The sequence below is a fragment of the Pikeienuella sp. genome, from assembly GCF_046290545.1.
In the GTDB taxonomy this organism is placed as follows: Bacteria; Pseudomonadota; Alphaproteobacteria; order Rhodobacterales; family Rhodobacteraceae; genus Pikeienuella.
On record NZ_JBKAGV010000016.1, the window covers coordinates 245,354 to 264,157 of the forward strand.

An 18,804-nucleotide genomic window follows, 5' to 3' on the forward strand; every position below is an offset into this window, starting at 1 on the left:
GCCGCCCGACAAGCCATTCATCCGCCTACACTTTCCCGCCACCCTCGTGCACAGCTGCGCAACGAACGTTTGGCAGGTTTGCACAGGGGGAGGAGATGGCGGGATCAGGGGCGGGACTGACGCCCACGGAGCGCTTCGTCGGCTACGAGCGGGTCTCCACGGCACGGCAGGGGGCGAGCGGGCTTGGGCTGGCGGCGCAGAGGTCAGCCATCGAGGGCTACGCCAGAAGCCGGGGCGCGGAGGTCGCGGCGATCTTCACCGAGGTCGAGAGCGGGCGGAAGGCGGACCGGCCGGAACTCGCCCGCGCGATCCGGCACGCCCGGCTCACCGGCTCAACCCTCCTCATCGCCCGGCTCGACCGGCTCTCCCGCAACGCAGCCTTCCTCCTCACCCTCCGCGACGGCGGCGTCCGCTTCCTCGCCTGCGACATGCCGGCGGCGAACGACCTCACCGTCGGGATCATGGCGCTCGTCGCCGAGGCCGAGCGCGATCTGATCTCCCGGCGCACCCGCGAAGCGCTGGCCGCGGCGAAGGCCCGCGGCGTGAAGCTCGGCAACCCGAACGGGGCCGCCGCCCTCCACCGGGCCGGCAAGGGTGGGGCTCCCCTCCGCGCCGCCGTCTCCCGCAACGCCGACGCCTTCGCGCGCGACCTCGCGCCGGTGCTGGCGGAGATCAGGGCCGGGGGCGCGACCACCCTCCGGGGGATCGCCGCGGCTCTGAACGAGCGGGGCGTGCTCACGCGGCGGGGAGGGGCGTGGGGCGTCTCGAATGTCGGGAACCTGATCGCGAGGCTGGAGGGCGCCAGCGAGAGATCGGGCCTCTACTCCTGACGGAATGCCGCGTTCCAAAACTCGGCGACGGCCTGCTTCACTTGGCGAACGCCATTCTGGCTCAGACAGGGACAGCCTGCTAGCGTCCCGCAATGCCGGGATCAAAGCCAACCATCGAATGCGCCGTGCGGTCCAACGACAGGCTCGGCGAGACGCCGCTCTGGTGCGACCGCGAACACAGATTGTGGTGGATCGATGTCGATGCGCCGAATGTGCAGTCCTTCGATCCGGCGACAGGTCGCCACGAGGTTCATCCGATGCCCGGCGGCTGCATCGGATCGCTCGCCTTGACGCAGTCGAACCGGTTGTTGGCCGCCATCGACCTCAGGCTACGCTTGTTCGATCCCGCCGACGGCGCGCTGGAGGAATTCGTCGAGGTTGAGCGCGACCTCGACAATCGCCTGAATGACGGGCGCGTCGATCCCTCGGGCCGCCTGTGGATCGGCACGCTCGACAACCAGTTGCGCCGGCCGAACGCGAGCGTCTACCGCATTGAAGCGGACGGGGACGCGATGAAGATGTTCGGCGACGTGATCGTGACGAACGGGATCGCCCATGCGCCCGACGGAAGGACCATGTACTTCACCGATACGAGGCGGTTTCTGACATGGGTCTTCGATATCGACCCTGCGGACGGCGCGATCCTCGAACGGCGTCTCTTCGCGGACTACAGGTCCAGCAGCGACCGACCTGACGGGGCCTGCATCGATGTCGACGGATGTATGTGGCAAGCTTTCTTCTCCGGCGCCCGGATCGTCCGCTACGCGCCAGACGGTCGGATAGATCGCGTGATCGGGCTGCCGACCACCAACCCGACCTGCGTATGTTTCGGGGGGAGAGACCTGTCGACCCTTTATGTCACAACAGCGACCAAGTTCCTCACGGTGAAACAGATCTCGAGGGAGCCCCTGTCCGGTTCGCTCCTCGCGATCGAAGGCGTTGGACAAGGGCTGCCCGAGAACAGGTTCGCCCGCGCATAGTCGAAGGCGAGGGTCGAGCGCGAACCGCGACAGCCAATGAGAAACCGCCGCGCTCGAAAACGCGGCGGCCTGATCACTCGGAAGCCGGTCAGCGGATGCTGTAGACCCGCCCGCGCGCCCCATCCTTCTCGGATGTGACCTCCAGCCCCAGCTTCTTTTTCAGCGCCCCGGACAGGGCTCCGCGAACCGTGTGCGCCTGCCAGCCGGTCGCCGCAGCGATCTCCGCGATAGTCGCGCCGCCCGGCGCGCGCAGCATGGCGATGAGGGTCGCCTGTTTCGTCCCCTCGCGGGTCTTGCGCGCACGGGGCGCCACAGCGGCGTCATGGGCGGCCTTCTCGGTCCCCGGCTCGTCCACGCTCGTCTCGCCCGAGACCCCGCCCAGTGGCGCGCTCCGTGACTCTCCGGCGGGCCCTGTGATGGGGTCGCCTTCACCCTGCGCGCAACCAACGCTCTCGCCTGTCTCCGCGTCAATGGTGGCGAGGCCCACGTCGGTGATCTCCAGCAGCACCGCGCGTCCGTCCGGCTCGTTCCGCCAGAGGCGGTTCAGCGAGGCGTCGGCCTTTGTCTTGGTCTCGATGATCCGCTCGGCGACAAGGCCGCGGGAGAGGAGCGCGCTGACCACCTTGCCAGCCGCGCCGCCCCGCAGTGAGCCGGGAAGCGGGAGGGCGTTGCGGTCGGGCCGGGCGGCGGCGTTCGACAGGATCACCAGTTGAGTGTCCGAGAGCTTCGTCATGGGGTTCGTCCTTCGTATCGGGCCGGGCGGAATGCCGGGCCTTCTACGAGGTCGAGCCCGCAGCGCGGCGGGTCAGGGTGAGTTGCATCGCGTCTCAAGAGCGACGTTCGCTCGCAGGTGGCGGCTTATCAACTCGATAAGCGCATGATCGGAAGAGATTATAGGGGCTCGCCGTGATCGCTCTGAATGCGACTTCCCCGCCGGAACCTGGCGCTGGTCCAACTTCTATTCCGCCGAGATCGCCTGCCGCGGGATCGGCGCCATCCTGATCGACGCCGTCGCGCTTGACCGGCTTCAGGCCCTCCGAGACGCGCTCGGCAAGCCCCTCATCATCCGCTCGGCTTATCGCAGCCCCGCCCACAACCGCGCCGTCGGCGGCGCGGCGCGGTCTCAGCATCTCCTCGGGATCGCTTTCGACATCTCCATGGCGAACCATGATCCCGAGGCGTTCGAGAAGGCGGCGCGGATCGCCGGCTTCACCGGCTTCGGCTTCTATCCCCGCTCGGGCTTCATCCATGTCGATCTCGGGCCCGCCCGTGAATGGGGCGAGCGGTTCCCAGTCCGGGCGACCGCATTTGCAGCCGAGACGCCGCCCGCGCGCGAGGTGCTGGCTGACAGCCGCACAATGAAGGGTGGTGGCGCGGCCGGTGTCGCCACGCTGGGCGCGGCCGGGGTCGACGTGGCACAGAGCGTCCTGGCCGAGACCCAGACCGCCATCCTGCCGCTCGTGCCGTATCTCGACACGCTCCGTTGGGTGTTCATCGTGGTGGCGCTCGGCGGGATCGCGGTCACGATCTACGCTCGGCTCGATGACTGGCGCCGGAGGCCGCGATGATCGGCGAGCTCCTCACCGGAATCGCCGGATCGGCGTGGGCGCGCGCGGTGCTCCGCTACGGCCTCACCGCCCTCACGATCCTTATGTTCCTGCTGGCCCTGCGCCGCTCTGGCGAGCGCGCCGGGCGGCTGGCCGAGCAGCTCGAGACCATGGAGAAATCCCATGACGCCCAAAGACGGATGCTCGAGGCGGCGGCGCGTCGCCCTCGCTCTCGCGACGATCTGGCTCAGCGGCTGCGCGACGGTCAGTTCTGACGTCGGCGAACGCGGGGCCTGCCCTCCTATCGTCGAGTACAGCCTGGAGTTCCAGGCGCGGGCCGCCGACGAACTGGCTCTGGTGCCAGAGGGCTCGGCGATCGCGGAGATGCTGGCGGACTACGCGGTGATGCGGGAGCAAGCGCGAACTTTTTGGTTAGACTAAGCCCCCGAGTGAGCGCGTGGCTCTGACGTACGCAAGTCAGCGCTATCAGTCTCGAGCCGGAACTTATGGAACTTGGCCCCATCGAACTCGATCTCGCCGACCAGCCGAGCACCGAGATTTGGAGCGCACCAATGCTCTTTCGGGAAAGTGGCAGCAGGAAAGTCAAGAAACGGATGCGCGATCTCCGACAAACGAAAGAGCGCGATCTCAGTCTTCAAGTTGGCGTTCTCTGATGTCCGCGCGCAGGCCTCAATATTCTGTCGAACAAATCTTCGCACAAATGATCGATTGAGTTTCCCGGTTTGGCTTGTTGGCGGTGTTCCTCAACGTCGCGAGTCCTCAGGCGTGTCATCGCCCGCCTCGTGATGTCGAATGACCGTGAACCCTTCTTCCGCTGAGGGAGCGGTGAAGTAACTCGTGAATTCATGGAACATGTCGTCGGTCACCGTGAATGGATGTTCCCCGGTGGTATTGCGCTGGCGCAGCCTTGCCAGGCAAACCGCGTCCGACACGTCCAAGAAATGCAGCGTGTGTGCTACCCCGGTAGTCTCGACGATTTCTTTGAACCAGCGACGCTGCCCTGGTGTGTTCGCCGGGAAATCGAGAACTACCGACACGCCCGCCCGGAGGAGTGCCGCGATGTGCGGTTGCAAGGCGGCCTTGATCCGGCGTGAGCATGAGACGTAGTCCTCGCGGGTCTGCAGCTCTTCCCCGAACAGGGCGTCGAGCCATGCGTCCTCAGTGATGAGGACGGTGTCCGGCTTCGCGCTCAACCGGGCCGCCAGCGTCGACTTCCCCGAAGCGATCTTGCCGCAAAGGATGTGCATTTCAGGGCTTCCGCTGGGCATCGATGTCGTCTCCTCTAATCCTGTACCTTCGGCGCAAAGAGCCTTCGCAATCCCTGCGCGCAACCCGAGTTGCACTGGCGCTCAAACGAAGTGTCGTAACCATTGACTCAGTCGCTCCCCGAACCCCGTGACTTCGGCCAGCAAGACGAGGGTCGGCACCGGCGCCACGGCGACAGCCGCGCAGGCGAGAAACGCCGGGTAGGTGAACGTCCGACTGTATCCGACCGCCATCGCGATGCCGCCGCCGCCGCCGATCACGGTATTGCCCGGCATGTTGATCAACAGGGCGAGGGCAAGCCACCGAAAACGCATCAATCCGTGGATCCACGGGCGATCCCGTAGTCCTTCCAAGAGCGAAGTGACCGCATCCGAGGCCAGCGGCACGTTCCCAAAGGACGCGGGGCTTCGAGATCGTGATGCAAGCCGCCCGACCGCAAAGGCGATCGACAGCGCCAGCACCGTTGCGGCATAGACTGGCCATGCCATGGCAGCGCCGAAGACGAGCAAGAGCGCAAGGCCGATCTCCGCACCCGGCACGAAGGGCATGACGAGCAGAACGGTGTAGAGCAACAGGAGCGCCCAGATCGCGCTGCGCGAATTCGCTGCCTGATCCAATAGTGCCGCGAGCATGGGCGACAAGTCGAGCCTTGTCGCCACCATCGCGGCCAGCGCGACGAGCAGGACGATGGGACCCATGGGCCAGCGTCGCCGCCGGCGGAGGCCCGCAGGCACTGCGGGAGCTTCGCGTTCGGGATCAGACTTCATCATGCCCGTGCCGGTGTCGCTTGGTCGTCGGGCCATCGCCACGCGACCGACAGGATCACGAGTATGGCAAGCAGCTCGATGACCAGATGGAGCACATCGTCCATGTCCGTCGGTGGCGCCAGCATCATCCCCGCAGCCGTTATCGGGACTGCGAGAAAGGTCGCGCGGCGTAGCCATTTTCGTGCAAGCACATGCGACAGAAGCACCATGCCAATCGGCACCTGTACGAGAATGCCGGCCATCAGCATGATTTCGTCGGTGATCTCCACGCCGTTCTGGTAGCCGGTCAGCAGGGATTCCAGATACCAGGCCATGCCGAGCTGATGAAAATCCCGGAAGATCACGTTGAGCAGGATGAACAGCCAAAGTGCGGACAGGAGGGTATGGGGATCGATCTTTCGCATTTCGGTTTCTTCTTTTTGGAGTTAGAGGGGCTTTGGCCTAGACTTCACGACCCATGCGAGATCGCGGCGGGAAATGCGCGCGTAGCGAAGATGCGCTGGATGAGGAGTTCCGCGACCGCAAGGTTGATGGCCCACGCGCCAACCATCAGGAGGTCGCGGGCGAAGCCGAGCGGCTCGGTCTTCATGAAGATCATGACGATCAGAAAGAGCGCGGTCTGTGTCGAGGCCCCCTGGCCGATCGCATAGGCGCGCAGCATCGCAGCGCGGTGCGCAGCGAGCTTTCGCGATCGTATGGCGATGACGGCCCAAGCAATGAAGGTGACCATGGCGAGGGTGAGGATGACCCGCGCCCCGTAGAGCAGTGGTCCCTGCAGGGCATCCGGAAACGCGTAGGACACGGTCATCCAGAGCCCGGTGAGTGCGCTGACGCATCCCGCGGCCGCCACGACCCGCCCGAGGGTCCGGTGCATTGCCGGGCGGTGGCGCCGCAGGCTCGGCAGGAACTGTACGGCTCCCATCAGGCAGAACACCGAACTGCCGAGGATATGCAGGACAATCGGCACGGGATCGATCACCGCACGCGGGTTCGGCGGTATGATGATGGGACCGCCAAGAAGTTCGGGAATCCGGAGCAGTCCGAACACGGCCGGGATGAAGGAGTACATTAAAACGAGGGCAAGCAAGGCCCATTCGCGACGGCTGATGAAATTCATGCTTCGGTCTTTCTGGAGAGCGGCTTGGACTGCTTCATCCGGCCTTGCGCGCGATGATGATTGGGCTCATCCGTTTCCGACCCAGATGCACCGTGCGCTCGACCGTGAAGCCTGTCGCTTCGAGAAACCGCACGAGCTCCGCCTCGCTCAGCGGCGTCACATGCGGTGCGATGCGGAGCGCGGTCAGCATGGGGACAAGGAGGCGGATCGACCAGGCCACCGCCTTCGTGCACACCGTCTTGGACAGGAACAGACCGCCCGGCTTCAGCTGCGCGTGCGCGGCTGTCAGAACTTCTGGGATGTCCTCGACAAGGTGCAGCAGGCTAAAGGCGCAGACCGCGTCGAACGGCGCCCCGGCGACCAGTTCGCCGGCGTCGGCATGATGGAATGTGACGTTTGCCGGTGCCCTTGGGCCGAGCTTGGCGTCGGCGATACCAATCATGGCACGCGAGCCGTCGGTCCCGGTGTAGTGACTCACGCTGGAGGCGAGGCGCAGGGCGGTTGTCCCAGTCCCGCACCCGATCTCGAGCACGCGGTCACCGCGCTGCAGTAGCGACGCGGCAAGCGCGAGTTTCTCTTCGTAGGCGTCGGGATCGTCCACGGGTTTGCGTGCATATTTGGGCGCGATACGGTCCCAAAAGAGTTGAGTGGCCATTGGTCGATCCGTCCAAGCTTGTGTTTTCGGGGGCGCGGGATGACGAGCCGAAATCGTCTGTCGGCCGCTTTTCGGTGTCGCGAGCTGTATCGCCATGCGCACGCAATTGGTCGATTGTCGAAATTCGTCCATCTGCTATACGCCGATATATGAACTGGCAGGCCATCTCCTTTGACTGGAACCAGGTGCGCGCCTTCCTCGCGACGGCCGAAGAGGGCTCGTTCAGCGGTGCAGCGCGTGTCCTGAAGACGACGCAGCCGACCATCGGAAGGCAGATCGGCGCCCTCGAGGAGGCACTGGGCGTGACCCTCGTTGAACGTAGCGTCCGGGGGCTCACCCTCACCGAGGCGGGTCGTGATCTTCTCGACCATGTTCGCGCGATGGGTGAGGCGGCGACCCTGATATCAATGGTGGCCGACGGGAAGTCCCAGGACGTCACGGGCGAGGTCACGATCACAGGAACCGACCTTCTTTCCGCCGCTGTCCTGCCGCGCGTTCTCAAGCCATTGCGGGAGACGGCTCCGGGCATTCGGATCCGCATCCTCGCCTCTAGCGAGCTGGAAAACCTGACAGAGCGGGATGCCGACATTGCGGTCCGGCATGTCAGACCGGAGCGTCCCGATCTGATCGCACGGCATCTGGGTGATTTCCGCGCAAATCTCTTTGCCGCATCGGAGTATCTAGACCGCGCAGGACGACCGCGCGCGCTGCGCGACATCGCCGATTACGATTTCGTCGGAAACGCAGACCCCGAGCGTCTTATGGCGCCACTTCACAATATGGGTATTCCCGTCCGACCGGAGAGCTTCGTGATGTCGAGCGCAAGCGGGGTCGTTGCGTGGGAGTTGGTAAAGGCGGGCTACGGCGTCTCGATGCAGCCCGAAGCGCTCGGCGATGCAGAGCCGGGTTTAGAGAGGGTGTTTTCCGATTTCCCGTCGCCGGAGTTCCCGATCTGGCTTGTCACGCACCGGGAATTGCAGACCAGCCGCCGCATCAGGGTGGTCTTCGATCTGCTAGCGCGTGGGCTTGCCGAGCGCGTGGGGCGTAAAAGCCGTTCCGCTTGACAAGAGTGCGTCGGCTCCTCTAGATGGCGCTCAGGTAACAGACGCCTGCCGCCCGCCGACTTTCGTCACGGTGAAGTTCTGTAACAGACACGATCTTCGTCATCCTCGGCACTTGTCGCGCGGATGGTAATGCGGGCCCCGTCCAGTCCTTGCGCGACCTGAGCCGGAAGGAAAACGGGGTCATGTCGTCCCAGACCAATTCATTTCTCACCGGGCCCTTGGGCCCGATCTACGCGCGAACCGCGCTCCCCATCATCTTCGTCATGGGCATGAACGGCGCGCTCGCCGTAGTCGATGCCCTGTTCCTCGGGCATTTCGCGGGACCGCAAGCACTGGCCGCCGTCACGCTCATGTTTCCGCTCTACATGCTGATCGTCGCGCTGGCGACGTTGGTGTCGTCGGGCATGTCGAGCATCCTCGCCCGGCAGCTCGGCGCCTCGCGGGTGCTCGAGGCGCGCATCACGTATTCCGCCGCGCACGGGCTCGCCGTTTTTGTCGGCCTCGTCCTGATCGCGCTCTTCCTGGCCTTCGGGAAGCCGGTCGCGCTCCTCGCCGCCGGCGGGTCCGAAGACCTCGCCGCGATGGGGCTCACTTACCTGCGCATCATGGTCTTCGCCTCGCCCCTGATCTTCGTGCTGTCGGTCAATTCCGACGCCCTGCGGAACGAAGGGCTGGTCATGTTCATGGCTGCGATGAGCCTTCTGGTCTCACTCAGCAACATTGCGTTCAACTACGTGCTGATCGGTCTTCTGGACATGGGCGTGGCAGGCTCGGCCTACGGCACTGCGCTGGCACAGGCCCTCGCGCTCGCCATCATCCTGGGCTTCCGCGTCTTCGGCGAAACGGGTTTGCGCCCGTCCGCGCTCTGGCACCATTCGCCGCTGTTGGGATGGCGGGGCATCCTCGCTCTCGGAGCGCCGCAAAGCCTCAACTTCCTTGGGCTTGCGCTCGGGTCGGGGGCGATTATCGCGGCCCTCCAATGGGTCGAGGCGCCGGACTACGACGCGACCGTCTCGGCCTACGGGATCGTCACGCGGCTGATCACCTTCGCCTTCCTGCCGCTTCTTGGCCTCGCCCATGCGATGCAGACGATCACGGGCAACAACTACGGCGCAGGGGCGTTCCACCGCAGCGACGCGAGCCTTCGGACGGGCGTCTTCGCGGCCTTCGGCTATTGCCTGGCGCTCCAAGTCGTCATGACGGTCTTCGCGGAACCGATCGGTGCGGCCTTCGTATCGGACCTGGTCGTCATCGGAGAGGTCGCGCGCATCCTGCCGGTGATCTCGGCGGGCTTCTTCGCCGCCGGGCCGCTGATGATGATCGCCATGCATTTCCAAGCGATAGGCGATGCGGCCCGCGCGGCCATCCTCGGGCTGTCCAAGCCCTATCTCTTCGTGATGCCGCTGACCTTCGCGCTGGCCGGGTCGGTCGGCGAGAAGGGCATCTGGCTGGCGGCGCCGGTCGCGGAGGTTCTGCTGGTCGGGCTGACGGCCCTCGTTCTGGCACAGGTCGCACGGGCGCAGTCCCTGCGCTGGGGTCTCTTCACAACGGTTCGGGAGGTGCGGGCATGACACGCGACTTGCCGACGATCTCGGAGGCGAAGCAGGAAGCAAAACACCTGCGTGCCACCCTTGCCGAACAGGGCGAGGCGATCAGCCACGCGCAGGCGCTGGAGCGGGTCGCGCAGCGGCACGGCTACCGCGACTGGAACGCGTTTCACGCCGCGTTGCGCGCCCGGCCGCCGCAAGGCTGGGAGGTCGGCGGGCGGGTGACCGGGCGCTACCTGTCGCAGCCCTTCGCCGCAACGGTGCTGGCCACCGACGAGTTTCGGCCCGGCTGGTTCCGGCTGGTGCTCGACTTGGAAGCGGCCGTCGACGTGGTCCGCTTCGACAGCTTCTCGAATCTGCGCAAGCGGATCCGGGTCGAGGTCGGTCCCGAGGGACATTCCAAGGAGCGGACCTCGGATGGCACACCGCATGTCGCGCTGGATCTCGCGCATTCTGGTTCCGAAAGGACATCCCATGAACCATGAGTTGATTTTCTCGCTCGCGGGGATGTTGGCGATGGCCGGCTGGGTCACGCTTGTGCTGTCGCCCGTTATTCCGGTCTGGTCGGAACGGATCGCGGGTCTTGCCGTTCCAGGCATCCTCTCGGCTGGCTATGTCGTAATCCTGTTCGTCTTTCCTGCCCCGAGTGGCGGGTTCGGCAGCTTCGCCGACGTGAGGGAGCTCTTCTCACACGCCGATGCGCTCATCGCGGGGTGGATCCATTTCCTCGCCTTCGACCTCCTGATCGGCGCGTGGATCTGCCGGCGCGGGCGGCAGGAGGGTCTGCCCTTCTGGTCGGTAGCGCCGTGCCTGCCGGTCACCTTCCTGTTCGGACCGGCGGGGTTCCTGCTGTTCCAACTGGTCCGGGCCGGTCACGGCTTGGCGGTCGCCCGTCATCCATGACACCCGTCGCCAAGCCTGACCGTCACCCCCTCAACTTCGCAGTGCATTTCTGAAGTCTGCCAGCAACAACGCTTGGTGAAACAGGGGGTCGCCTCCAAGCTTCCCCGGCTGATGGAAAGGCCTTGCCGCCATCTTGGCAGCGATCGGCTTGTTTGGACCTCGCGCCCATTCCGCGTAGAGTTTCGATCGTGGGCTACGTTACTTCATTATTCGCGCGAAAGATGGTCGCCGCAGCTGGCTCTCAAGTCGATGCCGCCGCTATGCTCGCCTCGGTCGGCCTCAGTGCGGAAGGGCCTTGGGATCCGAAGGCAATGCTGCCTGCCGAGAGCTATTACGATATGCTGGAGCGCATCGCCTCGCAGACCGACGTGACCGATCTGCCGGTGCGCGTCGGTGCGTCCATGCGGCTCGACGAATACGGCGCGCTGGGATTGGCTTTCAAGGCGGCGACGACTCTTGGTGGCTCGTATGCGCGGGTCGAACGCTATGCCCGGCTCTGGACCAGCGTCGTGGAGTACGAGCTGCGCCCCGATCCGCGAGGCACGCTCTTTATCCTGCACAGGTCCGGCGAACGGCGGCTGGGCCTTCGGCTGTCGAACGAGGCGACGCTGGCGAGCGCTGTTACGATAGCAAGGCAGGTCAGCCCGGTGCCTGTCGCGCCCCTGGAGGTGCTGGTTCGGCATCCGGCTCCGAAGTCCACCGCCTCTCACGCCGACTACTTCGGCTGTCCCGTCAGGTTCGCCGCGGATCTGGATGCGATCCTGTTCTCGCGAGAGACGCTGGCGCAGCCGAACATCCTCGGCGACGAGGGAATTTCGCGTTACCTGGTCTCGCATCTGGACGCCGAGCTGGCGCAGATGGGCGATGAGGCCCCGCTGGTCGCCCACGCGAAGGACGCAATCGCGCAGGCGCTCAGCGAGGGTGCGCCCAAGATGGCGGATATTGCACGCGACCTTGGCCTGAGCGCGCGCTCCTTTCATCGGCGTCTGTCGGAACACGGAATGAGCTTCCACACCCTTACCGAGGACACACGCCGCGACCTGGCCGAGGGACTCTTGCGAGAGGAAAGCCATTCCCTTGCCGAGATCGCTTTCCTGACAGGGTTCTCCGAGCAGAGCTCGTTCACCCGGGCTTTCAAACGCTGGGTGGGCACGACGCCGGCGAGTTACCGCAAGGCTCGCATGAGCCGTTGACGTCGCTTTGGCGACGGCGGTCAAAACCGTGGCAAGGCCGGTCAATACCGCGCCGCGCCCCTGCTGATACCCCTTGGCCATAACTTGAAGCCAAGGAGCAATACCCGTGCAAACGAAACCCATCCTCGTCATCGGTGCCACCGGCAAGACCGGCAGCCGCGTCGCCAGCAAGCTGGAGACCAAGGGGCTTCCCGTGCGCCGCGGCTCGCGCAGTTCCGCCACTCCATTCGATTGGGAGGCGCCGGAGACCTGGGCGCCCGCACTTACCGGTGTGCGCGCCGCATACGTCACCTACTTCCCCGATCTCGCATTCCCCGGGGCGGTCGAGAAGCTCGAATCGTTCGTTGAGACGGCCAAGGATGTCGGCGTCCCGCATCTCGTCCTGCTCTCGGGCCGGGGCGAGCATCACGCACGGCTGGGTGAAAAGGTCGTGCGCGCCTCCGGCGTCGACTTCACCCTCGTCCGCGCCGCTTGGTTCGCACAGAACTTCTCCGAAGGCTATCTGCGCGACCCGATCCTCGGCGGCGTGCTACCGATGCCGGGCGGCGATATCCGCGAGCCGATCATCGACATCGAGGACATCGCCGACGTCGCCGTCGCCGCGCTGACGGAGGACGGTCACCGGGGCAACCTCTACGAGGTCACGGGGCCGCGACTGATGACCTTCGCCGAGATGGCGGACGTGCTCGGCCACGCCACGGGCCGACCGATCCGGTACATCCCTATCAGCTTCGACGATTTCCACGCGAATGTCGCCGCCTCAGTCGGCAGCTTCATCGCGGATGTATTTGCCGCCATCGCGCGGGAAACGCTCGACGGGCGGAATGCCCATACCACCGATGGGGTAATGCGGGCCCTGGGCCGTGCGCCGCGTGACTTCGCCGAGTTCGCCGCAGGTGCGGCTCGCACGGGCGTCTGGTCCAGCGCCGCCTGATCGCCGTGAGCGCGCGGGGGCCGTCCGTTCCCGCGCGCTCACTCCCACGCTCGAAAGGAAGCGCCATGTCCACTACGTTCTTCGTTCTCCTGCAGTTCTCGATCCTCGCCTATGCGCTGGTCGCGGGCGTCTTTCTCGCCTTTTCGGACTTCATCATGCGCTCTCTTGCGCTCACCGGCGGCGTGGGCGGCGTCGAGGCCATGCAGGTCATCAACCGCGAGGTCTTTCGCTGGGTATTCATGGCCTTGTTCCTCGGCATGGCTGCGGTTTCGATCCTGATCGCGGGCTATGCTTGGGCCCAGCTCAACGGCCCGGCGGGTACGCTGATCGGCGCCGCGGCGCTCGTCTATCTCGTTGGCGTCTTTGGCGTCACGGTCGCCTTCAACGTGCCGATGAACCAGGCGTTGGCCGGAATGGAACTGAGCTCCGAGGCCACGCGGGACTACTGGCTGCAGATCTACGTGCCGCGCTGGACCTTCTGGAACTCCGTCCGCACGGCCGCGGCCGCGCTTTCGGCCGCGCTCCTGCTGTTCGGGCTGCTGTGGATGACCCAGAGCCAGTCGCAGCCCGCCTGACCGCCGCCAAGGATCCCCGTGCTCCCGACACGTCCGCCGCAGGAGGCCCTCCCATGAACACGCTCGAAAAGGTCAACATCGCGATTCTGCTGGCGACGATCACCTACATCATCGCCATCAACAGCCTCTTGAGCGCGACGGAGCAGATCGGCCCGGGGCTGCGCTGGTTCATCACCTTCCTGACGAGCGTCGGTCTCTTTCGACTGCTCATCATCCTGGTCTATTGGCTCATCCGGGTATCCGACACGCTGCTGGCCGTCTACAAGCAGGGACGCTTCCTCAAGCGCCTCTGGACCTACAGCTACGAGATCGCAGGGATCCCGCACATAGGCATCTGGCGCATCTCGCAGGATTGGACCTGTCGCGGTTTGGTTCCGGTCACGGTACTCGTTTAGGCGGCCTTTCGTTCGAAGGCCAAGGGGCTTTTCCAGCCGAGGGCTGAGTGTCGCCGTCGCGGATTGTAGAAGCCGTTGATGTATTGAAAGAGGGCGACTTCGACGTCGCGGCGTGTCGACCAGGATCGCCGCCAGATCAGCTCGGCCTTCAGAGGCTTGAAGAACGTTTACACCACGGAATTATCGTAGCAATTCCCTTTGCCACTCATCGATACCCTGAAGCCGTGCCGACGCAGGATCTTCTGATAATCGTGGGCGCAGTATTGGCTGCCGCGATCCGTGTGTTGGATGCAGCCCTTGGGCGGGCGTCGCAGGGCGATCGCCATGTTCAGCGCCCGGATCGCCAGATCCTTCTTCAGCCGATTGCTGGTCGCCCAACCGATCACGCGGCGGGAGTGCAGATCCAAAATAACCGCGAGATAAATCCAGCCCTCCCGGGTCCATATGTAGCTGATATCACCAGCCCACTTCTGGTTCGGTGCGTCTGCGTGGAAGTTGCGGTTCAGCAGGTTGGGCGCGATGTTGAGGCTGTGATCGCTGTCGGTTGTGACCTTGTATCTCCGTGTCCGCACCACGCGGATGTCGTTCTGGCGCATCAGACTACCCACCCGGCGGTGGCCGACGTTGAAACCGAGTTCTTTCAGCTCCTCGGTCATCCGTGGTCGGCCGTAGCTGCCCAAGCTGGCACGGTGCTGCTCACGGACATGGGCCAGCAGCACCATGTCGGTGCGCTGCCGCTGCGACGGCGGGCGCCGGCGCCAGGCGCCAGACCGCGATCCGTCACGCCCAGCATTCGGCACAGATGTGCCTGTGGCAGCGCGCCACGATATTCATCGATGAACGCGAACCTCATAGCTTTTGGCCTGCGAAGAAAACTGTCGCCTTTTTTAGGACTTCCCTCTCCTCCCGCAAAATTCGGTTCTCTCGCCGAAGCCGCTCGTTCTCACGCAGCAAATCCCGATCTGGCCCGGTCGGCGAAGCTTCATCCGAAAACGCCTTCACCCACTTGTTGATCGTCGAAAGGCCGATCCCGAGATCCGACGCCACCTGGCGCCGCGTCAGGCCGCTGGTAAGCGCGATCCGAACCGCATCACGTTTGAACTCGTCGCTATGTCTGTCTGCCACATCCAGTCTCCCTGATGGCAAGTATCGCTCTCAAGTGACCGGAACCAAACCGCGACAGCTCTAATCGCGCTCGAAACCATGCCGGTTCCGCGCCCCGCCTCTGGCGAATGCTGGTGCGCATTCATGCCTCCGCCGTCACCACGGGCGACTGGCGACTTCGCGGCGCCGCCTATCCGAAGGGCCTACGCCTTGTCGGGCGGCTGGCGACGGGCCTTTTCCGCCCCCGCCGTGTCGTGCCCGGCGTGACCTTCTCGGGCACCCTGGTCGCCACCGGCGACGGTGCGACGCGGTTTGCGGTCGGCGAGCCGGTCTTCGGCGCGCTGAACCGGGGCGGTCACGCGGAATACATCGCCGTGCCCGAGACCGCCGCCATCGCCGCCAAGCCCATGAGCCTGACCCATGCGCAGGCCGCCGCGCTCCCCTTCGGTGCCGCCACCGCCGATCACTTCCTCCGCGATCTGGGCCGAGTCCGGGCCGGCGAGCGGGTGTTGATCACCAGCGCCTCGGGCGCGGTCGGCCATGCCGGCATCCAGGTCGCGAAGTCGCTCGGCGCGCATGTCACCGCGCTGACCTCGCCCGGGAACGCCGACTTCGTGCGCGGTCTCGGCACGGAAGAGGTGATCGACTACACTCGTCAGGATGTCACCGAAGCGGGTGCCAGGTTCGACGCGGTGTTCGACACGATCGGGCACCTGGATTTCGGTCGGGCGCGCGGGCTCCTGCGGCGCGGCGGGCGCTATCTCACGAACGAGGGCGGCTGGCGCGAGGGGCGGCAGATGCTGGTCCCGTGGCGGCGCTACGGCCATGTCGTGCGCTTCGGTATCTCCGAGCCGGATGCCGCGCAGCTTGCCCGCCTCGCAGAGATGGCTGAGGCAGGCAAGCTGGCCCCGGTGATCGAACGGAGCTTTCCACTGGCCGAGATCGCGCGCGCCCATGAAGCGGTGGAAACGCGCCGACGCCGGGGCGTTATCGCGCTGGACATGCGCCCGTCCGAGGCTCAGCCGGCGTCTTCGGCTGCCTGACCTGGCTTGGCGCTTTCGGTCCGAGCTTCAGATCCACCTGCTCGAGATCGCCCCCCCCGCCGACAGTTTGTTGGCGGGGTTCTCGAAGTCGTAGCGGAGGACGGGTCAGTGGTGCTGTGCATGAAGCTGTCATGACCGCGTTTCGCTGTCAGTCGCGTTTGGACCACTTGACCATTCGAACCATATACAAAGTAAATAATAACAATGCCTTAGATGCCAGAGAAGGTTGGATATCAGGCCCATCCCCTCCGCCACTTGCCCCCGCGAAAGCGTTCTACCGATCCGGCTGAGGCCGGATTTTTCCGTTATAAACGAGGGTTATGCGGGAGGGCCTTCCGCCTTCAGCATGTCCCGCAGCATCCGGCTGCCGGCGAACGGATGATCGAGGTGCAATTCGTCTATGCGCCGCATCAGCGCCAGGTCGGCCTCCGAGGCCAGGCGGGCCAGATAGCAGACGCTGCCCCGGCTGATTCCGAGCGCCTTCGCTTGCCCGCTCAGCGGCAGTCCATGGGACCTGTCGATCATCGTCTTGCGCTCGCCGGCAGTCCGGCCTTGCCGAGCGCGCCCTCTAAAAAATCGTCGGCCAGCGTCAGCTCGCCGAGCTTCGCATGCAGGACCTTCACGTCGACCGCCGGAGCCGCGTCGGCCTTGCGCCATCACCGAAGACCGCCGTCGCACCCTCCAGAAGCTGCCCGCGCCATTGTGTGATCTGGTTCGCATGCACATCGAACTGCTGCGCCAGCTCCACCAGCGTCTTCTCCCCCTTGATGGCCGCAATCGCCACCTTCGCCTTGAAGGCCGGGCTGTGGTTCCGGCATGGTCCGTTCGTAGTGGTCGCTCCTCGCTTCTCGGCAATCTTCTTGCCGATCTCGAGCGGCTTCACCACTCAGAACTCCCGTTCAGATTTCCCGAGCCACCTCTCTCGGCGCGGCGACAGCTTCCGCTCTGAGACCGGGTGATCGCGTTGTTCCGAGGCTCCGATGCGAGGGGCGCCCCTTCAGCGCTCTCATCGCGGCCTCGGCGCCGGGGGCTCATCTCGGGTCGTTGCGAGCGAAGCCGGTATCCTCCGCGCCTCTGAAGACGAAGCCCTCGAACATCTCCGCCCCTTCGATGGCGGCGGCGCCCGCTCGGGCCACCGCGAGATCCTGGGGCCCGGTTCCGGACCCGGCCGCAACTGCGCCGATGAGATGTCCTTCGATAATGATGGGCAATCCGCCGATCAGGTTCGTCCATCGACCTGCAGAAGCGAGAGATATCTGAAGCTCGACGTCTGCATTGGCGCCGCCGGTCGGCTCGCCCGAGAGCGCCGCGGTCTCGGCCTTGGTTCGCGAGGAGATCACCGAGAGCGCTTTCGAGCCGTCCATCCTTGCAAAGGCGAGCAGGTTTCCGCCCGCATCGACCACGCTGACGCACATCGGCGCGCCAATTCGCTCAGCCTCGGAAATTGCGGCCCGAAGCACCGCCTGCGCGCCGGCGAGAGCGAGAATCCTGGTATCATTGACGAAGCGGGGCATCTTCTCTCCATGTCGACCAAGCGCAACTGTGCCACAGGGGCGGCTGGCAGGTTCGTTTTCTCGATGTTTCGGGGGCCGGATCCCTCCGGCACAACGCTCGCCGTCTCGCGCAAGGCGTCTGCGGATAAGACGCTAGGCAATCGTTCAACCCGGCTCCGCCAGACCCCTCGCCAGGGCGAGAAGCCGTTCGTCGGAACCCGCCGGCCCGATCAGCGAAAGGCCGACGGGAACGCCCTGATCCGCCGCCATCGGGATGCTGATCTGCGGAGAGCCGGTGAGACCCGCTATGGCGGTGAGTTCGATGATACGGTCCACTGCGCGCGTCATGGCGGAGAACGGCTCGTCGCGGAAGGGCGGGAGGATCGGGCTCGTCGGCAGGCAAAGGACGGCGTCACCGCCGATGAGCGACGCCATCCTCGCCTTCGCGGCGAGCCGGAATGCGCGCGGCTCGACAAGCGCGCTTTCCTCGATCATCGCCGCGAGGCTGAGGCTTCGCCCGACCTCGATGGAAAAACGCGGCACGCATCGCTCTATCCAGGGCCGGAACGTGGCGTGGAACTCGGCGGCCTGAAGCGGGCGCTGCGCGGCGGACCATTCGAGAATCGAGCCTTCCGCAAGCGGCTTGCTTTCGCTCGTGCGGAAATGGCGACCGAGCGCCTCGACCGGACCGGCGAGAGCCGTTTGCACCTCCGAGTCGGCGAGGGCGAAGCAGTCCTCCGCGATGACGAGCCGGCGGAACGGCGCCCCTTCCGCCGGCGCGCCGAGCAGCGCCTCCCCGGCCTTCGCGAAGGTCTCTGCGTCACGGGCGAACCAGCCGCAGGTGTCGAAGCTCGGGGATTGCGTCGCCATGCCTTCGACGCTCACCCGCCCGTGGGTGGGGCGAATGCCGTAGAGGCCGCAGAACGACGCCGGCGTCCGGACCGAGCCGCCCGAATCCGTGCCGAGCGCCAGATCGACCAGCCCGCCCGCCACGGCGCTGGCCGAACCGCTGGAGGAGCCGCCGGGCACGCGGCGCGGCGCGCGCGGGTTGAGCGGCGTTCCATCGAACCGGTTGCGGCCGAGAAGTCCGAGCGAGATCTCATCGGTCACCGTCTTGCCGGCCAGAACGGCGCCGGCCCCGAGCAGAACCTCCACCGCTGCGGCATGGCGCCTTGCGGGCGGATGGGTGCGCGCCCAGTCCGGGTTGCCGGAGCCGGTCACATGACCGGCTATGTCGAAAAGGTCCTTCGCGGCGAAGCTCAACCCGGAGAGCAAACCCGGCGCCGTGGGCTGAAGCGCACAGGGTGGGCCGGTGACGAAGGCGCCGAACTCGTCTCTCATCTCATGCTTCCCGAACAGGAATGCGGCGC

Annotated in this window: 21 protein-coding genes and 2 pseudogenes; 13 read left to right on the forward strand and 10 right to left on the reverse strand. The window is 65.5% G+C overall.

Annotated elements, in window-relative coordinates; all coding sequences use genetic code 11:
- Positions 1 to 95: 95 nt before the first annotated feature.
- Together ACE37J_RS16375 and ACE37J_RS16380 are read left to right on the forward strand one after the other, a co-directional pair.
- A complete protein-coding gene (locus ACE37J_RS16375; protein WP_409712844.1) occupies positions 96 to 830 on the forward strand; it encodes a recombinase family protein in 735 nt (244 codons plus the stop codon).
- A 92-nt stretch (positions 831 to 922) separates the two neighbouring features.
- The gene (locus tag ACE37J_RS16380) at positions 923 to 1,810 is read left to right on the forward strand and encodes an SMP-30/gluconolactonase/LRE family protein (protein WP_409712846.1); all 888 of its coding nucleotides are present in this window, start codon (positions 923 to 925) and stop codon (positions 1,808 to 1,810) included.
- A gap of 88 nt (positions 1,811 to 1,898) precedes the next feature.
- Here ACE37J_RS16380 and ACE37J_RS16385 read toward each other — a convergent pair whose 3' ends face one another.
- Positions 1,899 to 2,543 carry a DUF3489 domain-containing protein gene (locus ACE37J_RS16385; protein WP_409712848.1) on the reverse strand — a complete coding sequence of 215 codons (645 nt, stop codon included), beginning with the start codon at positions 2,541 to 2,543 and terminating at the stop codon, positions 1,899 to 1,901.
- Positions 2,544 to 2,703: 160 nt separating this feature from the next.
- On the opposite strand from ACE37J_RS16385, the gene ACE37J_RS16390 reads away from it, so the two are divergent.
- Both ACE37J_RS16390 and ACE37J_RS16395 read left to right on the forward strand, forming a co-directional pair.
- Complete coding sequence (locus ACE37J_RS16390; RefSeq protein ID WP_409712928.1) at positions 2,704 to 3,378, forward strand: YcbK family protein; 675 nt, start codon at positions 2,704 to 2,706, stop codon at positions 3,376 to 3,378.
- Complete coding sequence (locus ACE37J_RS16395) at positions 3,375 to 3,632, forward strand: hypothetical protein (protein ID WP_409712850.1); 258 nt, start codon at positions 3,375 to 3,377, stop codon at positions 3,630 to 3,632. Before ACE37J_RS16390 ends, ACE37J_RS16395 begins: the two co-directional genes overlap by 4 nt.
- A 489-nt stretch (positions 3,633 to 4,121) precedes the next feature.
- Here ACE37J_RS16395 and ACE37J_RS16400 read toward each other — a convergent pair whose 3' ends face one another.
- The 5 genes from ACE37J_RS16400 to ACE37J_RS16420 all read right to left on the reverse strand — a co-directional run bounded on the left by ACE37J_RS16400 (position 4,122) and on the right by ACE37J_RS16420 (position 7,183).
- The gene (locus ACE37J_RS16400; protein WP_409712852.1) at positions 4,122 to 4,646 is read right to left on the reverse strand and encodes an AAA family ATPase; all 525 of its coding nucleotides are present in this window, start codon (positions 4,644 to 4,646) and stop codon (positions 4,122 to 4,124) included.
- Between the two features lie 81 nt (positions 4,647 to 4,727).
- Complete coding sequence (locus ACE37J_RS16405; RefSeq protein ID WP_409712854.1) at positions 4,728 to 5,411, reverse strand: hypothetical protein; 684 nt, start codon at positions 5,409 to 5,411, stop codon at positions 4,728 to 4,730.
- A complete protein-coding gene (locus tag ACE37J_RS16410) occupies positions 5,411 to 5,815 on the reverse strand; it encodes a DUF6326 family protein (protein ID WP_409712856.1) in 405 nt (134 codons plus the stop codon). The genes ACE37J_RS16405 and ACE37J_RS16410 overlap by 1 nt, the downstream gene beginning before the upstream one ends.
- 44 nt (positions 5,816 to 5,859) lie before the next feature.
- Positions 5,860 to 6,528, reverse strand: a complete 669-nt coding sequence (locus ACE37J_RS16415) for a DUF2306 domain-containing protein (protein ID WP_409712858.1) — start codon at positions 6,526 to 6,528, stop codon at positions 5,860 to 5,862.
- A 34-nt stretch (positions 6,529 to 6,562) separates the two neighbouring features.
- The gene (locus tag ACE37J_RS16420; RefSeq protein WP_409712860.1) at positions 6,563 to 7,183 is read right to left on the reverse strand and encodes a class I SAM-dependent methyltransferase; all 621 of its coding nucleotides are present in this window, start codon (positions 7,181 to 7,183) and stop codon (positions 6,563 to 6,565) included.
- Between the two features lie 149 nt (positions 7,184 to 7,332).
- On the opposite strand from ACE37J_RS16420, the gene ACE37J_RS16425 reads away from it, so the two are divergent.
- The 8 genes from ACE37J_RS16425 (at position 7,333) to ACE37J_RS16460 (ending at position 13,794) form a co-directional block, all read left to right on the forward strand.
- On the forward strand, positions 7,333 to 8,247 hold the full coding sequence (locus tag ACE37J_RS16425) for a LysR family transcriptional regulator (RefSeq protein ID WP_409712862.1): 915 nt from the start codon (positions 7,333 to 7,335) through the stop codon (positions 8,245 to 8,247).
- 182 nt (positions 8,248 to 8,429) lie between these two features.
- Positions 8,430 to 9,818 (forward strand): MATE family efflux transporter, encoded by a 1,389-nt coding sequence (locus tag ACE37J_RS16430; protein ID WP_409712864.1) that lies wholly within the window; start codon positions 8,430 to 8,432, stop codon positions 9,816 to 9,818.
- Entirely contained in the window at positions 9,815 to 10,279 is a 465-nt protein-coding gene (locus ACE37J_RS16435; RefSeq protein ID WP_409712866.1) for a glyoxalase superfamily protein, read from the forward strand. Before ACE37J_RS16430 ends, ACE37J_RS16435 begins: the two co-directional genes overlap by 4 nt.
- Complete coding sequence (locus ACE37J_RS16440; RefSeq protein WP_409712868.1) at positions 10,269 to 10,697, forward strand: ABA4-like family protein; 429 nt, start codon at positions 10,269 to 10,271, stop codon at positions 10,695 to 10,697. Before ACE37J_RS16435 ends, ACE37J_RS16440 begins: the two co-directional genes overlap by 11 nt.
- Before the next feature lie 221 nt (positions 10,698 to 10,918).
- Positions 10,919 to 11,890, forward strand: coding sequence for an AraC family transcriptional regulator (locus ACE37J_RS16445; protein WP_409712870.1), 972 nt, complete (start codon positions 10,919 to 10,921; stop codon positions 11,888 to 11,890).
- A gap of 106 nt (positions 11,891 to 11,996) precedes the next feature.
- Positions 11,997 to 12,824, forward strand: coding sequence for an NmrA family NAD(P)-binding protein (locus ACE37J_RS16450; protein WP_409712872.1), 828 nt, complete (start codon positions 11,997 to 11,999; stop codon positions 12,822 to 12,824).
- A 65-nt stretch (positions 12,825 to 12,889) separates the two neighbouring features.
- Positions 12,890 to 13,399: a DUF1772 domain-containing protein gene (locus tag ACE37J_RS16455; protein WP_409712874.1), complete on the forward strand. Its 510-nt coding sequence runs from the start codon at positions 12,890 to 12,892 to the stop codon at positions 13,397 to 13,399.
- 53 nt (positions 13,400 to 13,452) lie between these two features.
- Positions 13,453 to 13,794 (forward strand): hypothetical protein, encoded by a 342-nt coding sequence (locus ACE37J_RS16460; protein ID WP_409712876.1) that lies wholly within the window; start codon positions 13,453 to 13,455, stop codon positions 13,792 to 13,794.
- On the opposite strand, the pseudogene ACE37J_RS16465 reads toward ACE37J_RS16460, so the two are convergent.
- A pseudogene (locus ACE37J_RS16465) lies at positions 13,791 to 14,919 on the reverse strand (IS3 family transposase). The gene ACE37J_RS16460 and the pseudogene ACE37J_RS16465 overlap by 4 nt on opposite strands.
- 107 nt (positions 14,920 to 15,026) lie before the next feature.
- On the opposite strand from ACE37J_RS16465, the gene ACE37J_RS16470 reads away from it, so the two are divergent.
- Positions 15,027 to 15,941 carry an NAD(P)-dependent alcohol dehydrogenase gene (locus ACE37J_RS16470; RefSeq protein ID WP_409712878.1) on the forward strand — a complete coding sequence of 305 codons (915 nt, stop codon included), beginning with the start codon at positions 15,027 to 15,029 and terminating at the stop codon, positions 15,939 to 15,941.
- A 330-nt stretch (positions 15,942 to 16,271) separates the two neighbouring features.
- Here ACE37J_RS16470 and ACE37J_RS16475 read toward each other — a convergent pair.
- From ACE37J_RS16475 to ACE37J_RS16485, 3 genes and pseudogenes are all read right to left on the reverse strand, one after another.
- A pseudogene (locus ACE37J_RS16475) lies at positions 16,272 to 16,797 on the reverse strand (transposase); the annotation flags it as partial.
- Between the two features lie 175 nt (positions 16,798 to 16,972).
- The gene (locus ACE37J_RS16480; RefSeq protein ID WP_409712880.1) at positions 16,973 to 17,455 is read right to left on the reverse strand and encodes a GlcG/HbpS family heme-binding protein; all 483 of its coding nucleotides are present in this window, start codon (positions 17,453 to 17,455) and stop codon (positions 16,973 to 16,975) included.
- Positions 17,456 to 17,599: 144 nt separating this feature from the next.
- Positions 17,600 to 18,775 (reverse strand): amidase, encoded by a 1,176-nt coding sequence (locus ACE37J_RS16485; RefSeq protein ID WP_409712882.1) that lies wholly within the window; start codon positions 18,773 to 18,775, stop codon positions 17,600 to 17,602.
- Positions 18,776 to 18,804 lie beyond the last annotated feature (29 nt).

Coding starts and splice junctions, on each gene's coding strand:
- ACE37J_RS16375 (WP_409712844.1), top strand. CDS start 96: ATGGCGGGATCAGGGGCGGGACTGACGCCCACGGAGCGCTTCGTCGGC.
- ACE37J_RS16380 (WP_409712846.1), top strand. CDS start 923: ATGCCGGGATCAAAGCCAACCATCGAATGCGCCGTGCGGTCCAACGAC.
- ACE37J_RS16385 (WP_409712848.1), bottom strand. CDS start 2,543: ATGACGAAGCTCTCGGACACTCAACTGGTGATCCTGTCGAACGCCGCC.
- ACE37J_RS16395 (WP_409712850.1), top strand. CDS start 3,375: ATGATCGGCGAGCTCCTCACCGGAATCGCCGGATCGGCGTGGGCGCGC.
- ACE37J_RS16400 (WP_409712852.1), bottom strand. CDS start 4,646: ATGCCCAGCGGAAGCCCTGAAATGCACATCCTTTGCGGCAAGATCGCT.
- ACE37J_RS16405 (WP_409712854.1), bottom strand. CDS start 5,411: ATGAAGTCTGATCCCGAACGCGAAGCTCCCGCAGTGCCTGCGGGCCTC.
- ACE37J_RS16410 (WP_409712856.1), bottom strand. CDS start 5,815: ATGCGAAAGATCGATCCCCATACCCTCCTGTCCGCACTTTGGCTGTTC.
- ACE37J_RS16415 (WP_409712858.1), bottom strand. CDS start 6,528: ATGAATTTCATCAGCCGTCGCGAATGGGCCTTGCTTGCCCTCGTTTTA.
- ACE37J_RS16420 (WP_409712860.1), bottom strand. CDS start 7,183: ATGGCCACTCAACTCTTTTGGGACCGTATCGCGCCCAAATATGCACGC.
- ACE37J_RS16425 (WP_409712862.1), top strand. CDS start 7,333: ATGAACTGGCAGGCCATCTCCTTTGACTGGAACCAGGTGCGCGCCTTC.
- ACE37J_RS16430 (WP_409712864.1), top strand. CDS start 8,430: ATGTCGTCCCAGACCAATTCATTTCTCACCGGGCCCTTGGGCCCGATC.
- ACE37J_RS16435 (WP_409712866.1), top strand. CDS start 9,815: ATGACACGCGACTTGCCGACGATCTCGGAGGCGAAGCAGGAAGCAAAA.
- ACE37J_RS16440 (WP_409712868.1), top strand. CDS start 10,269: ATGAACCATGAGTTGATTTTCTCGCTCGCGGGGATGTTGGCGATGGCC.
- ACE37J_RS16445 (WP_409712870.1), top strand. CDS start 10,919: ATGGTCGCCGCAGCTGGCTCTCAAGTCGATGCCGCCGCTATGCTCGCC.
- ACE37J_RS16455 (WP_409712874.1), top strand. CDS start 12,890: ATGTCCACTACGTTCTTCGTTCTCCTGCAGTTCTCGATCCTCGCCTAT.
- ACE37J_RS16460 (WP_409712876.1), top strand. CDS start 13,453: ATGAACACGCTCGAAAAGGTCAACATCGCGATTCTGCTGGCGACGATC.
- ACE37J_RS16470 (WP_409712878.1), top strand. CDS start 15,027: ATGCTGGTGCGCATTCATGCCTCCGCCGTCACCACGGGCGACTGGCGA.
- ACE37J_RS16480 (WP_409712880.1), bottom strand. CDS start 17,455: ATGCCCCGCTTCGTCAATGATACCAGGATTCTCGCTCTCGCCGGCGCG.
- ACE37J_RS16485 (WP_409712882.1), bottom strand. CDS start 18,775: ATGAGAGACGAGTTCGGCGCCTTCGTCACCGGCCCACCCTGTGCGCTT.